The organism is Natrinema ejinorense, from assembly GCF_002494345.1.
GTDB classification, from domain to species: domain Archaea; phylum Halobacteriota; class Halobacteria; order Halobacteriales; family Natrialbaceae; genus Natrinema; species Natrinema longum.
The window spans coordinates 1307299-1321283 of sequence record NZ_NXNI01000001.1 but is presented as its reverse complement, the minus strand read 5'-3'; the positions used below and the strand labels follow the sequence as shown (position 1 = coordinate 1321283).

Below are 13985 nucleotides of genomic sequence, written 5' to 3'. Positions count from 1 at the left end.
CGCGTGGAAACACAGCGTTAGGGCGCGCCAAGTAGGGATTGCCAACTCGACGGTCGACCAAGTCGATCTTGATCGGGCAACGATGGAGCCGGTTTATTGCGAGCTGACAACACTACGTGCGCAGTACGCGCGTGGGGAACGCAGGGGAGATCCTGCCGTGACCGGGCACAGCGTACTGAGAGACTATGACACGAAACGACGACAATCGGGTTTCGAGGCGGACCGTTCTGCAATCGTCCGCAGCAGTTGCGATCGCGGGTCTCGCACCGACGGCGACCGCACAGGAAGCGCTTCCCGGCGAATTCGAACTCGGCGGCCGAGTGAGCGGCTGGATCGGTCAGTCACCCGATTCGATCGCCGACGAACGGAACCCGACCCTCCAGCTCGAGGCGGGCCAGGAGTATACCCTCACCTGGGAGAACCTGGACGGCGCGTCACACAACTTCAACATCGAGGATGAAGACGGCAACGATCTCGTGAGTACGGAGCTCGTCTCGAGCACCGGTGATACCCAGACGGTCGAGTTCACCGCCGAAGAGGCGATGGCCGAATACTACTGTGGCCCCCATCCCAGCTCGATGCGCGGCGATATCGAGTTCGGCGGCGGCGAGGCACCCGCGGAACCCGCCCAGCTCATCGGCGAGGGGCCGACAGTCGGCCTCGAGACCGTCGCCGACGACTTGACCGCACCGGTAACGTTGCAGGTAGCCGACGAGGAGGCCGACCGACGGTTCATCGTCGATCAGACCGGATACATCTACGTGCACGACGAGGACGGCCTGCAGGAGGACCCCTTCCTCGACGTCTCGGACCAGCTCGTCGAGTTTCAGGAGTTCGACGAACGGGGACTGCTCGGGCTCGCCTTCCACCCCGAGTTCGAGGACAACGGCCGGTTCTTCGTGCGCTATAGCTCGCCGCCGCGGGAGGGAACGCCCGAGGGGTACGATCACACGTTCGTGCTCTCCGAGTTCGCGACTGCGGACGAGGACCGCTCGACGGCCGACCCCGAGTCCGAACGGACGATCCTCGAGGTTCCGGAGCCACAGTTCAACCACAACGCCGGGCCGATCGCGTTCGGTCCCGAGGGCTACCTCTACGTCGCCACGGGCGACGGTGGCGGTGCGAACGACGCGGACGAGGGCCACGTCGAGGACTGGTACGACGAAAACGAGGGCGGAAACGGCCAGGACACCGAAGAGAACCTCCTCGGTGGCATCCTGCGACTCGACGTCGATACCGAGACCGACGAACGCGCCTACGGGATTCCGGACGACAATCCGCTGGTCGACGCGGAGGGCCACCTCGACGAGTACTACGCGTGGGGGATGCGCAACCCGTGGGGCGGGATGTCGTTTACCGACGACGGCGAGTTCCTGATGGCCGACGTCGGACAGAACCTCTTCGAGAGCGTCAATCACGTCCAGCGGGGCGGCAACTACAGCTGGAACGTCAAAGAGGGGACCCACTGCTTCAGCACCGAAACCCCGTCGGAACCGGCCGACGACTGTCCCGACAGCACGCCCGACGACGTCAGGGGAGGCGAGGAATTACTCGATCCGGTACTCGAGTACCCACACGACCTCGAGATCCTCGAGTCCGACGGTGCCGAGGAGGACGACGAAGATACCGAGGAGAGTGACGGGGCGATCGGCGTTTCCATCACCGGCGGCTACCGCTACGTCGACGGCGATATCGACGACCTCGAGGGGACGTACGTCTTCGGCGACTGGAGCCAGGACGGCGAGAGTCCGGGAACGCTGTTTCTCGCCCGGCCCCCGGAGGGCTGGCCCGACGACGGCGACGGCGGTCCCGAGGACCTGTTCCTCGATCCGCCGACTGCCGAGGACGACGGCGAGAACGTCAGTGACGACGACGAAAACATCAGTGACGACGGGGGCGACGAGCTACACGAGGAACAACAGGAGCGCAACGGCGGGAACGAAACCGAAGCCGACGAGGCGGCGGACGCTCCCACTGGCACCACCCAAGAGGGGCTGTGGCCGATCGAGCAGATACAGGTCGAAGGCGAGGCCGCAGCAGACGGCCGGCCGACCGGGTTCGTATACGGCTTCGGAGAGGGAGCCGACGGGGAGCTGTACGTCCTGACGACCAATACGTCGACGGTCGAGGGCGAGGGGGCTGTCCACCGTCTCGTCCCGGCGGAGAACGGCGACGAGGCAGCCGAAGACGACACAGAAGCCGACACGGACAACGAAACGGCCGCTGAGGACGTGGAAGCGGACGACGAACCGACGGAGAAGGACGTGGAAGTCGAAAACGAAACCGCAGCCCAAGACGCGGACGACAGCGCCAACGAGACGAGCGACGAATAAGCCGCGATCGGTCGATTTCCGTCGCGGCTCGGCTGCCCGTGGCTGGCACCTGGCCGGTTTTGTCGCCGAAAAATCGTCGGGCGGATCGATCGCGCTACTCCTCGAGCGAGAAGACGGCGATCGTGTTCCCCTCTTCGTCGACTTGATTCCCGCCACCGCCGGGGATCGCGACGTACTGTTTCCCTTCGGCCGGATCGTACCAGCTCGCCGGCGCGCCGTCGACCCCGTGGTCGCCGACCTCGTGGGCGGCGAGGTGCTCGCCCGTCTCGGTATCGAAGGCGTGGAGCTGTCCGGTCGGACCGCCGGCGAAGGCCACGCCCGTCGCGGTCGTCAGCGAGCCACCCCAGGGCGGGCCCGCTTCCCAACTGAACCAGTTTTGCCACTTCACCTCCCCGGTGAGTGGATCGATCCCGGCGATGACGCCGGCCATCTCGTTCCACTCGGGCACTTCCTCGTTTTCGAACTGTTGGGTCTCTTCTTCTTCCTCTTCTTCCTCCTCTTCCTCCTCGTCTCGTTCCTGTTCTTCCTCGTGTAGCTCGTCGCCCCCGTCGCCGTTCTCGTCGGGCGTCTCGTCACCTTCCCGTTGTTCGCCCTCCTCCGCGTCGGCCGGTTCCGTCTTTCGGACGGTGTCCATGCCGATGTACGTCTCTCCCGCCGCGTATTCCACTTCGAACCAGGAGAATTTGATCGGGTAGTTGGTCCCCTTGACGACCAGCGTCCGCGTCTCCGGATCGTACGCGCTTGGCTGGGGGTTGGTCCCGCCGATCAGATCCGGCATGATCCAGGGCGCGCTCTCGAGGTCGTCGTAGGGCGGCAGGCTGAACATGTTGAGGTGTTGGACGTACTCGTCGCTGCGCTGGTGGAGCTGTCCCGTCTCCATGTCGACCGTGTACACCCAGCCGGTTTTGCCCGGCCACGTCGCGAACTGTCGCGTTTCGCCCTCGACCTCCGCCTCGAAGAGCACCGGCGGACTCGGCGAATCGTAGTCCCACCAGTCGTGGGGCGAGTCCTGATGGTGCCACTGGTATTCGCCGTCTTCGACGTTGACCGCGACCTTTCCACACGAGTAGGGGTTGTATCCCGGTCGGACGGTGCCATACCACGGGCCGGGGTTAGCAGACGGGATGACAACCGTCCCCTCGTCGGGTTCGACCGCGCCCGAGGCCCAGGCGGTCGCGCCGCCGTGTTCCCAGGAGTCGCCGACCCACTCGTGTTCCGGCGTCATGTTCACGCGCCACTGTGGGTTCCCCTCGAGGTCGATCGCATCGAAGAAGCCGCTGACGCCGAACTCCCCGCCGAAACTCCCCTTCATGAGCATGCCGTCGTAGATCAGCGGTGGGAACGACGAGGTCGTCCCCCGCGAGCGTTCCCACTGGAGTTCCTCGTGCATGACGTCGTCCGCGACCTCGCCCCGATAGGCGGCCGCGCCGTTGTAGTACCACCGTTCTTCGCCGGTGTAGCGGTCGATCGCGATGACCCCAAGATCGAGCGTACTCTTGTAGACCGTATCGCCGAGGACCGCGGGGCCGCGTTCGGCGGGTGGCGTCTCGTCGGACGCACCGACGACGGGTTCGTAGAAGTGCGTCCACAGGAGGTCGCCCGTCCGCGCGTTTATCGCGTACAGCAGGTCCGGGCCGACCGTCGTATACATGATCGGCGGATCGCCGTCGACGATGATCGGCGAGCCCTGGAAGTCGTTCGGATCGTCCGCGACCTCGAGTCGATACTCGGCCTCGAGTTGGTCGACGTTTTCGGGCGTGATCACGTCGGCCGTCGTGTGGCGCTGGGACTGGTAGGAGCCGCCCATGATCAGCCAGTTGGTCGGCTCTTCGCCCGTCGCTGCGAGATCTTCTTCGGTTACGTCTCGTTCCGGAATCTGGTCGATGTCTCCCTGTTCGACGACCGATTCCCCCGGTTTTTCGTTCCACGGTGCATCTTCTGGCAGGTCGATGAGGTGTGATTCGTAGGTCATTCGCCATCACCGTTAGTCGGTGGTCGCCGGGTTCCGTGGCGCACGCTTGTCGTCCGTAATCCGGACGACGTCGTTGATCAGGAATTCCTGGCCGATGATCATGACCGCGGTACTGGCGGTCGTCAGCGTCGTCAGGTGGTCGTCAGCGATTTCGCCGGCCGCGAGGTCACGAGCGGCCGACCCCATCAGGTAGTAGCCCCCCAGCATCGACTTGACGTCCCAGAGTCCGCGATCGATCATCTCGTCGGTAACGAGCGGTTCCCGCTGCCAGAGGAAGTGATCGAGTCCGTCGATCCAGAGCAGCGACCCTTCCGCGGCCCGCTGATGGAGCGGTGCGACGTACTCGTGGACGACACCGTCGTCGACGGCGTCAGCGGGCGGATAGTCGGGCGTCGCCATCCACCACGAGAGCTGCTCGCGCGAGTTCACGATGTTGGTCACCAGCGCGGTCTGTTCTTCCTCCGCGAACCCGATCTCGGAAAGCGTCGCCGGCAGCGCGTCGATGTGCAGCAGTTGCCGCGTCGTCTCCTCGATGTGTGCGGGCTCGAACGCCGGCAGGTTCGCTTCCGCGCTCGCGAAAAAGCCCGCGTCCGACAGGTGATCGTTGATCGTCCACGCCGACGTCGTCAGTTCCTGGTAAGCCGACGCCCCCTGCTCGGGAACTCCCATCGCCCCGAGCTGGGGCAGGCGTTCGAAGCTCCCCTCGAGTGCTGTCACCGCTTCGCTCAACAGGGCCGCGTCGAGGGATCCGGTCAACCCGCCGCGAACTGCCTCGCCCATTTCGGCGAGCCCGCCCGCAGCGCCGCTCGAGACCTCCGCGCGGAGATCACGCAACGTCGCTCCGGCGACGGCGCCACCCCCGATGACGCCGAGCGCTTTCAGGAATTCACGACGATCCTCGTCGCTTACCTCCCCGTAGCTGTATCTATCTTCTGGATTGGTACCGTATGCCATGGCTCTTGCGCACCGACGGCATCACTTCCATTAGCAGTTGTCACAGTTTCGGCGTTTGGATCGGATTTCTTCGAGCGGGTCGAACGGCTGGATTTCGACAGCAAATGGCAGGGAGAAGACGAGCGGTCCCAACAGCTAGTTAGTACGATCGAGAGACAGACAATGAGGCATTGGTAGTGCCAGACGAACCGGATTCGAGCGAGCGATCGAACGGAGCGATCGGGGCTGTGAAATCACCCCTGCCGACTCAGCGGTCGGAGTGCGCCCGCTCGAGACGGTACGACCCGCCGTGGCTCACTCCGTGTCGAGTTCGAACTGCTCGTTTTCCGAGACCGCGTTGAGGACGATGCTCGTATTCGACTGATTGATGTCGGGATCCGTGATCAACATCTTGATCTGATCGTTCATGTCGTCGGTGTCTTTGAACTTCCCGATCGCGATCACGTCGTAGTCCCCCGTGACCTCGTAGACGGAGATCATCTGGCGGTGATCTTTCAGCGTCTCCGTGATTTCGGGCAGGGCGTTCCCCTCGGCTTTGAGTTGCATGACGGCGGTGACGTCGTAACCGACCGCATCGTAGTCGATCTTCGGGGTGTAGCCCTCGATCACGCCCTCCTCCTCGAGATCCGAGAGGTGGTTCGAAACGGTGGTCACGGAGACGTCGAGTTCTTCGGCGAGGCTGCGGAGGCTCGCCCGACCGTCGTTGAGCAGTTCGTTTACGAGATCCGAATCGAGGTGTTCGTAGGTCATTGCTCGGTATGAAGTACTCCTGCTACTAGGGGTTTACGAATATCCAGTTCTACCCGGATCGAGTGAGTCGGTGTTGTGGTGTTGGCGGGCAAGTCTTGCAGAGGCATCAACTAGTGTAGTTTCAGCGCCACACTGGCGGTTCTCGGACTCGTCACTGGCGACATACCCCGTCCCCACGTCTCGCTCACGGCGAACCCCACCGGCCGAGAGTAAACCCAGTCGAAGAACAGTACCATTGGAGAGACCGGTTAGAGCACGGTGAAGCCGAGTACGTGGAGCTGCCAGGTGAAGCCGATGCCGAGAAGGGCCAGTATCGTCTGGTGGATGCGGGCGGATAGTGACCAGTAGCGGTTCCGCCATCCGAGTATCGCACCAACAGTCGTCGCGAGCGCGAGGATCGCGATCAGGGGTGGAACTGCGAGCGCAATTCGCATCGAGAGTGGCCGTGTGATGAGTGTGAGTTCGCCACCGCGCTCGAGGACGAGCAGGAAGATCGAGACGAAGCCGACCGAGACGCTGCTCAGTCCGACCCCCGCTGCTCTGGCGAGCCACGCGGGGTTGGTCAGACGGCGTTGGAGGCCGTGTGTAACTGTGGCCCAGGAGTCGTCTTCGTTCGACTGTGACGCTGGGTTCCTCGAGGTGTGGTCCGTCATCCGGTTTCCTCCGTGTCGGTCTCGCCGTCGGTGGTTCGGTCCGCCCATCGTCGCCATCCTCCGACCGCACTCCACCCGACGAGGGAGAGTCCAAATCCGGTGAGAGCGGTGCCGAGGACGCTACCGGTGACGAGTTGCCGTTCGTGGAACGGGACCGGCTCGTAACTCCCAGTGGGGTCGCTGCTCAGGTACATCGTCTCCACGTCGCCATCCGCGACCTCGAAGGCTAGGACGTCGTGGCCACCGTCTTCCCGATACACGTATGGCTTCGTTTCGACCCACTGCCTGGCGTCTCCATCGAGCGTCGTAGTGAGGAGACGCCCGTTACCCGCCGGTTCAACAGAGACTCGCTCCAACAACTCGACCACCTGGAGCGGACCGCTCTGGGGAAGGTGCGTGACGCTGTACTCACCGGCGACCCGCTTGGCACGTTCCTGATCGCCGGGCGTCCGAGGGGGCGCGGTTGGTGATGGTTGCAGGTCGTATTCGGCGATGATTTCATCGACGACGGCCGCAGGAGGCTTGCTGCTGTTGCTATTGTAAGTTACGAAGATCCCGACATCGTGGCCGGGTGCGAGTACGAGTTGACTCGTGAAATCGATCGTCGCGCCCGAGTGGCCGAGAAGGTCGCCCTCCGGATCGCCGTACTCGTAGAACCCGTATCGCCAGTTGGTGACCGCTGGATGGCGCACGTGGTGGCGGTCGTGCATCGTCCGCGCCGTATCCGCCTTCAAGATTCGTGTGTCGCCGACCGCACCGGTACCGAGATGTGCGCTCATGAACGCAGCCATATCGTTCGCTGTCGCGCTCATCGCTCCCGCGGGGCGCATGTTGATGAATACCTCGTCTGTGGTCGTGAACGTCTCTCCGTCTCGTGTGTGGCCAGCCGCGAGGTCACCGGGGTGGCCGTCCGGGACCGGTTGAGCGAACGTGCTGTGAGTCATCTCGAGCGGCTCGAAGAGTTCCGACTGGACGTACTCCTCGAACGTCGTGTCGTGGACTTCGGCGACGATATGCCCGGCCAGGGCTGCACCATAGTTCGAGTATGCCACGGTTTCGCCCGGTGGGCGTACACGGGACGGCTGGTGGTCAGCGAGAAGCCTGCCTAACGGGGCGAGCTCGTCTCGATCGGTGACGATTTCGGGATCGAGGACCGACTCGAAGCCGGCGGTGTGGGTTCCGAGATGCCGGAGCGTCACGGGGACGTCGTACGTCTCCGGAACCGTAACCTCGGAGCCTTCGAGATACGTGTTGACGTCTTCGTCGAGAGCAACGACTCCTCGTTCAACCCCTTGCATGACCGCAGTGTAGGTCACCAGTTTGCCAACCGACCCGACACGGAACGGGGTCTCGTCAGCCGTGACCGGGACTCCGGTGTCCACGTCAGCGTCGCCGTATCCCTTGGTGAGGAGGGGTGTATCACCCTCGACGATGGCAACGCTCGCGCCAGGAGTGACGTTCCCGATTCGGCGTGTCAGTACATCGTCGACGAACGCCTCGAGTTCGTCCGGGGCAGCGAACTGGCCGTCATCTCCCGGTGGGGAATCGGCTGCGGATCCGATAGTGGCGCTCGCTCGACCAGCGGGATCGGTGAAACTGGCGAGACCGATGCCACCGAGTCCACCGAGGAACCGTCGCCTGGTGAGTCGGTCTTTGCCGCGTTTTCTCCAGTGGGTTCGTTCTCGAGTCATCGATTCGTCAGGGAGGGGTGGCTTCGATCCCGGCGACGAGTCCGAAGAGTTGCTTGTTGGTCTTCTCGATCGCGAGATCCGTTTTCTGAACGGTTTCCAGTGGCTCGTGATTCAGTTGGCAGCCGGCCGTTTGATAGTGGGACTCGGCGCGCCAGTCCTGGAGCCAGGCAAGCGGTGCCACGTCGCTGCGACTGTGTTCGAGAAACAGTAGCTGACCGCCCGGTTTGCAGACTCGCTGCATCTCTCGGAGGGCCGTGATCGGGTCCGGGAACGTGCACGTGGCAAACGACGAAATGACGGTGTCGAAGCTGTCGTCAGGGAACGCGAGTGCCTGTGCGTCCATCCGGTGGAGCGTGCCATCCAGAGCGAGGCCGTCGAGTTCGTCACGGGCGTGAGCGAGCATCTCGTCGCTGATGTCGATGCCGACGACGTCCGTGGCTGTGGAGAGATATCGGAAGTTCCGGCCCGTCCCACAGGCGACATCGAGGACTCGTCCGGCCGCGTTCTCGAACTGGCGGCGACGATATCGACCTGCGAAGAGTCGCTCGAGTCGACTCCATCGAACGAGTTCGTCGGCTACGTCCCCGTACGAATCGGCGATCTCTTCGGCCGACATGGGGCGTGGTTGAGCCGACTTCGGTCGGTCGGTCCGATCGCTGCTCGTCCGATTCGGCTGATCTCGTGGTGTATCGGGATTGCTCGGGTGCATAGTTCGCGTCTCCAGTATCGTCATTGCGATCCGATCCGGCAACGGCAATAAAACTATCCCATATTTGATAATTTATCGAGCTCGTTTCAAAATGACAGTTGAGGATAGTACTGGTGGATCAGGGGTTTGTTCGGCGATTCACGGGAAACCGGGCGTGAGTGATGGATTCTACTTAACGCTGGTTTCGTAACGTTACGTACAGGATAGACGAACGGCTCCGCTCTCAGGTCGCACGCGCTCAGTCTACGTGACTCGCCGTTCACACGCCGCCCGATCGTATCGGATCGAACTGGAGACCCGACCAGCGGTGATCGCTGGGACGTATATTACTCGCGAACGATTGCACGAGTGTGACTATAGTGGGCGAGACGAACCGCCCTCTATGAGCCTCGTACTCGTTGGAGCGGTTCTTTTGCTCTGCCTCCTCCCGTCGCTCTTCTTCCTCGGACTCTGGCACGGACTTCTCCGCATGCAACGCAGTTCACTGCTTTCACGCACGAGGACCCGCGCAGGGAACACCGATACTGATCCGGCGGTCACGTGGGGTGACATCATCGATGCGTACGCCGACCCGCGGAAAAGCCTCTTTACGCCCCCGTCCGAGTCGCGGCCATCGACGACTCGTGACGGCCAGTGTGGAGTCTGCGCCGCCGGAAACGATTCGTTCGCGTCGTTCTGTCACAACTGCTTCCGAAAACTCGAGTGAGACGAGTTCCCGCTCGCCTATCGCGTCACAACCGTGAACTCGTTGTCGGCTGTCTCACTCACAATATCGATAAAACACTCTGAACAGTGTAGGTGTAGATCGACGGTGGAGCGAACCAGGTCGTAACATCCCCTGATTTTCGTCAGAAGCGCCGTGACCGATACAGAGGGATTAGTATAGAGGGAATCTATCTTTGTGAGCAAAAACGTTACAATAGGTGATTACAAGTGTCAAATATGAGTATTGAAAGCGACCCGTTTAAGATTCGCCGATCATTCGAATCTATTGCCACTTACACGGACAAATGGTGGTATTTACCGGCACTGTCGGGTATGAGTTGGCTGTTTTTAGTAGGTCTCGCTTTTCTCACGTCTACACCAGTATGGGCATTGGAGACATTCAGCATATTGATTATTTTCCCCACGACTGTTCTCGCTATTCCAGCCATTATTTTCGACATATTGAATAAATGTGGAGGCGATACGCCTCCAGGGTTGTTCCTTTACTCACCTGCTCTCTTGGGTGCGCTCTTTATCGGTTCCACCGCAGTCATCACTGTCATCGTGATCTATCTGATTATATGGGTATGGCCCGGTAAAACGAGGCTTCACAATTTGCTCAGCTAACCTATTACGGGTTAGTTTCTCAATGCTAAATCTGCTGTATTTGCGCTGTGTATGCAGCACGCTCGCATAATATCCATCGAAACTGGTGACTTCTCTAACTATCAGTCCCCCACCTGCCTAACGACTATTCTGGCAAGAAAGGTGTCGAGAAAATAGGATTTCAACAGAGCCATGTCGTTCTATTTGCCAACTATGATCCACTGCGGTTGTTCAAACCCGCTCGTGATAATCTGCCGTCCTCGAATATCAACCAGAAGATCGGCAAGGCGGTTATTCAGAAGATCTCGACCGAATTTCCGGATGTGAACGTATTCCACGCAACACCAGCAGGCTACGATTGGCTTTGATCGGCTGTGTTGAATCGCCATACAGCGGTGGATTTCACTGTTTGACAGCCCGCTTGATGTTATAGACGACACACATCAGGGTAATTTCACGGAACTCTCGATACCAGGTACGCGCTCGCACGGCGTAGCCGAGCGAGCGCTTGATGGCGGAGTTCACGGTTTCAGTCATTGATCGCTGAGCGTACCGATCTTCGTCAATACGAGCGTTGTGAGCGTGATCGTAGGGAGCGAAGATCCGGTGTTTGATCAGCGGGCGAATGTCGAGTTTGCGGAGCTGGTCGCGGAGCGCTTGCTTATCGTAGCCCTTGTCAGCGGCAAGGGATCGCAGATCGCCCGCGTTCCGGCGGGCGATCTGCTCGGCGAGGTCTGCGTCGCTTCCTTCTAACGTCGTTGAGCAGTGAAGATCGAGAACAGCTTGCGTTGCTGTATCGACGAGTTTTGTAACTTTGAGCGTTTGAACGCGGTAATTGGTTCGGTGGCAGTAGTGGCGGCTCGCACGATCACGTTCGTAGAATGTTGCGTCGATAGCAGCGTGTTCAGAGGGGTTGTGCAACTGCGCCGACTGGTGCAGTAGCACTCGACAGACACTCATTTCGATCCGATCAAACGCCTTACACAGCGTAGATGGAGCGGGGAGATCGGCCACGTCAAGGCCGATATCCCCTGTTATTTGCGGCATTTCCTTCAACAGATCGATCGTCATCCGGTAGGACGTATCGAGGTAAATCCGGAGGCAATGCAGCGAAATGAGGGCATAGTCGGCGAATCCGCCGCCACCAGTCGGGGCGGCGGATTCGCCTCGTTCACCCGTAACTCTTTGTGCAATCGAGACGCAACGCTCGGTGAAGCGGGAGATTTGTGTCATGGACAACCAAATTTTCCCGCTTCAACTCCTTCGATTTACTGACCTTCCCCGACGCCATCTAGTGATTCAACGCAGCCCTTTGATCCCTCCTGTGGTTTCTATCGAAGGCCTTCGAGCAGGGTCATTGGATCATCTTCGATACGGTTCATTTGGTCAGTGATGAATACTTCCTAAATCCTGAATCCAAAAGCCGGCCGTTGAACGGCTCTACCTCTATCGGTCTAGCGTTTATAATGGACACCGATAAAATGGATTGGGGGTTATTCCGGCAAAAATTGATCCGGTTAACTTCATCGGCCTATAGAGGCCAATAGCTAAAGTGCCGTAAAACCACCGTAGAAGTGCTCCGTCTGGGATTTGAACCCAGGTCATCGGCTCGAAAGGCCGAAATGATTGGCCGGACTACACCAACGGAGCGTGGGTCGCAACTGATTGTTGCCGAGGGCTAATGAAAAGGGTTCCGTTCCCGTCCGGCAGTGGCACGATATCACGCACGTCGACCTGTTACCTCGACAACAACAACCGTGCTGTCGCTCTCGAGGGATCGGTTCTCTCCGCTCACTGCCCGTCGTCACGGACCGACATCCCACCGACCGCCATCGAGAGTGCGTCCTCGAGCCCCAGCAGATCGACGATCGTCGGTGTCACGTCGACCGCGTCGACGGCACCACCGCCCTCGTCGCCGAAGAATCGTCAGACGACCCCTGCGAGCCGCGCTCGCCGACCCGGCCCGAGTGCCGTCGGGCGGGGGTCGGTGCGTATATCCTCGGGCACGTCCTGTTCGATTCGACTTCGTCACCACAGCAGGCGTCCGCCGGGAGATCGCTGCCGGGGCCGTTCTCGTCCCAGCGGCCGGCTTCGCACGCACCTTGACGCCCTGGGAAATTCGCCTCGCAGTTTTTATAATGGCTCAATGAGTCTCCACGCCGTATGGAACGCGTAGACGTCGCGATCGTCGGCGGCGGCCCCGCCGGAGCGTCCGCAGCCGAACGGGCCGCTGCCCACGGCGCAGAGACGGTCCTCTTCGAGCAGGGAGTCCCTCGAGAGGATCGGGACGGGGTCGGCCCGGATTCGACCGACGCCGCCGGGATGCTCGATTATTGGATCGACATCATGGACTTCGACTACCGGGAGATCCCCGAGGAAGTCATTCATCGGGAACTCGAGGGGACGGAGTTCGTCGGTCCGAACAGCACCGTTGAGTTGACGTCGACGGGGATGGACGCCAGCTATCCCAACTTCGGCTACACCTTCCACCGCGCGCGCATGGACGACTGGCTCCACGAACGCGCGGCCGACGCGGGCGCGGACCTGCGCGTCGGAATCGGAGTCAAGGACCTCGAAACCGATCTCCGGGCCTCGAGCCCGGCGGGCCCGACCCACACGCTGACCCTCTCGACCGGCGACGAACTCGAGGCCCAGTACGTCGTCCTCGCGGACGGCCCACAGCGCCGGATCACGCTCGATGCCCTCGATCAGTTCACGGCCCCCGGCCGGAGCGTCTCCGATTACCTCTCGCCCCCGGATGCGAACCACATCGCCTATCAGGAGTATCGGGAGTTCCCCGACGAACTGTTCGCGGAGTTCGAGGATCGCCTGAAGTTCTGGTGGGGCTACATGCCCGGCGAGACCGCCTATCCCTGGATCTTCCCGAACGACGGCACGATCGCCCGCGTCGGGCTGACGATGCCCATCGGCATGAGCCTCGCGGACGTCGACAACCCCGGTAGCTACAAACTCCTGCGGCCCGAGGACGATCGGATCCCCTCGGGTGCGGAGTACATCAGCCGCCTCCTGGAACAGGAGTACGGCGACGAGTACGACGTCGAGGAAGACATCCCTCGCGTCGAAGATCGCGGCAAGTCGAAGGGGACCGAAACCTACCCGATCTCCTCGACCCGACCGATCGAATCGCCCGTCGGTGCGAACATCGCCGTCGCCGGCGGTGCGATGGGCACGACCTCGGCGTTCCACGAGGGAGGGTACCACGTCGCCGTCCGCACCGGCAAGATCGCCGGCCGACTCGCGGCCACTGACTCCCTCGAGAACTACAACGACATCTGGAAGGACGCGATCGGCGACGAGATCCTGCGCAACGTCTCGTTCGCCGACATCGTCGCGGACTACGGGCCTGACGACTGGGACTGGGCGTTCGACACGATCACCGATATGCAGGGCAACGGGACGGAAAACGCCCTGGTCACCAAGAAGTACTCCGCCGGCTTCGACGCCGCAAAGATCCTCGCGACGTACAAGCACAAGAAGTTCTCCTACCGCGACGGTCGCTACGTCCAGCTGTCGGAAGCCGACTACTTCTACTGAGACGGACCGGCCGTCCGTCGACCGGCGACCCCGCGGACGGGTCGTGAGGGTGCCAGC

10 protein-coding genes and 1 tRNA gene are annotated in these 13985 nt (G+C 61.4%); 3 read left to right on the top strand and 8 right to left on the bottom strand.

Going from position 1 to position 13985, the window contains the following annotated elements; genetic code table 11:
* Window positions 1-185 precede the first annotated feature (185 nt).
* On the top strand, window positions 186-2333 hold the full coding sequence (locus tag CP557_RS06550) for a PQQ-dependent sugar dehydrogenase (protein WP_097379175.1): 2148 nt from the start codon (window positions 186-188) through the stop codon (window positions 2331-2333).
* 94 nt (window positions 2334-2427) lie between these two features.
* Here the strand turns inward: CP557_RS06550 and CP557_RS06545 are convergent, their stop codons facing one another.
* The 6 genes from CP557_RS06545 to CP557_RS06520 form a co-directional block, all read right to left on the bottom strand.
* A complete protein-coding gene (locus CP557_RS06545; protein ID WP_097379174.1) occupies window positions 2428-4305 on the bottom strand; it encodes a pyrroloquinoline quinone-dependent dehydrogenase in 1878 nt (625 codons plus the stop codon).
* A gap of 12 nt (window positions 4306-4317) precedes the next feature.
* Window positions 4318-5259 carry a hypothetical protein gene (locus tag CP557_RS06540; RefSeq protein ID WP_097379173.1) on the bottom strand — a complete coding sequence of 314 codons (942 nt, stop codon included), beginning with the start codon at window positions 5257-5259 and terminating at the stop codon, window positions 4318-4320.
* A gap of 294 nt (window positions 5260-5553) precedes the next feature.
* Window positions 5554-6009 carry an HTH-type transcriptional regulator Lrp gene (gene lrp, locus CP557_RS06535; protein WP_097379172.1) on the bottom strand — a complete coding sequence of 152 codons (456 nt, stop codon included), beginning with the start codon at window positions 6007-6009 and terminating at the stop codon, window positions 5554-5556.
* Between the two features lie 248 nt (window positions 6010-6257).
* Window positions 6258-6662: a hypothetical protein gene (locus CP557_RS06530; protein WP_097379171.1), complete on the bottom strand. Its 405-nt coding sequence runs from the start codon at window positions 6660-6662 to the stop codon at window positions 6258-6260.
* Window positions 6659-8353, bottom strand: coding sequence for a serine hydrolase domain-containing protein (locus tag CP557_RS06525; RefSeq protein ID WP_097379170.1), 1695 nt, complete (start codon window positions 8351-8353; stop codon window positions 6659-6661). The genes CP557_RS06530 and CP557_RS06525 overlap by 4 nt, the downstream gene beginning before the upstream one ends.
* 7 nt (window positions 8354-8360) lie before the next feature.
* Window positions 8361-8969, bottom strand: coding sequence for a class I SAM-dependent methyltransferase (locus tag CP557_RS06520; protein ID WP_097381552.1), 609 nt, complete (start codon window positions 8967-8969; stop codon window positions 8361-8363).
* A gap of 1035 nt (window positions 8970-10004) precedes the next feature.
* On the opposite strand from CP557_RS06520, the gene CP557_RS22100 reads away from it, so the two are divergent.
* Complete coding sequence (locus CP557_RS22100) at window positions 10005-10394, top strand: hypothetical protein (protein ID WP_143825036.1); 390 nt, start codon at window positions 10005-10007, stop codon at window positions 10392-10394.
* Between the two features lie 381 nt (window positions 10395-10775).
* On the opposite strand, the gene CP557_RS06510 is transcribed toward CP557_RS22100, so the two are convergent.
* The gene (locus tag CP557_RS06510; protein ID WP_097379168.1) at window positions 10776-11606 is read right to left on the bottom strand and encodes an IS5 family transposase; all 831 of its coding nucleotides are present in this window, start codon (window positions 11604-11606) and stop codon (window positions 10776-10778) included.
* 342 nt (window positions 11607-11948) lie between these two features.
* A tRNA-Glu gene (locus CP557_RS06505) sits at window positions 11949-12023 on the bottom strand.
* Between the two features lie 513 nt (window positions 12024-12536).
* On the opposite strand from CP557_RS06505, the gene CP557_RS06500 reads away from it, so the two are divergent.
* Window positions 12537-13928, top strand: a complete 1392-nt coding sequence (locus tag CP557_RS06500) for an NAD(P)/FAD-dependent oxidoreductase (protein ID WP_097379167.1) — start codon at window positions 12537-12539, stop codon at window positions 13926-13928.
* The last annotated feature ends 57 nt before the right edge of the window (window positions 13929-13985 follow it).

Excerpts from the sequence above, each read along its gene's own strand:
- lrp (WP_097379172.1), bottom strand. The coding sequence starts at position 6,009 with ATGACCTACGAACACCTCGATTCGGATCTCGTAAACGAACTGCTCAAC.
- CP557_RS06500 (WP_097379167.1), top strand. The coding sequence starts at position 12,537 with ATGGAACGCGTAGACGTCGCGATCGTCGGCGGCGGCCCCGCCGGAGCG.
- CP557_RS06520 (WP_097381552.1), bottom strand. The coding sequence starts at position 8,969 with ATGTCGGCCGAAGAGATCGCCGATTCGTACGGGGACGTAGCCGACGAA.
- CP557_RS06540 (WP_097379173.1), bottom strand. The coding sequence starts at position 5,259 with ATGGCATACGGTACCAATCCAGAAGATAGATACAGCTACGGGGAGGTA.
- CP557_RS06510 (WP_097379168.1), bottom strand. The coding sequence starts at position 11,606 with ATGACACAAATCTCCCGCTTCACCGAGCGTTGCGTCTCGATTGCACAA.
- CP557_RS06525 (WP_097379170.1), bottom strand. The coding sequence starts at position 8,353 with ATGACTCGAGAACGAACCCACTGGAGAAAACGCGGCAAAGACCGACTC.
- CP557_RS06530 (WP_097379171.1), bottom strand. The coding sequence starts at position 6,662 with ATGACGGACCACACCTCGAGGAACCCAGCGTCACAGTCGAACGAAGAC.
- CP557_RS06545 (WP_097379174.1), bottom strand. The coding sequence starts at position 4,305 with ATGACCTACGAATCACACCTCATCGACCTGCCAGAAGATGCACCGTGG.
- CP557_RS06550 (WP_097379175.1), top strand. The coding sequence starts at position 186 with ATGACACGAAACGACGACAATCGGGTTTCGAGGCGGACCGTTCTGCAA.
- CP557_RS22100 (WP_143825036.1), top strand. The coding sequence starts at position 10,005 with ATGAGTATTGAAAGCGACCCGTTTAAGATTCGCCGATCATTCGAATCT.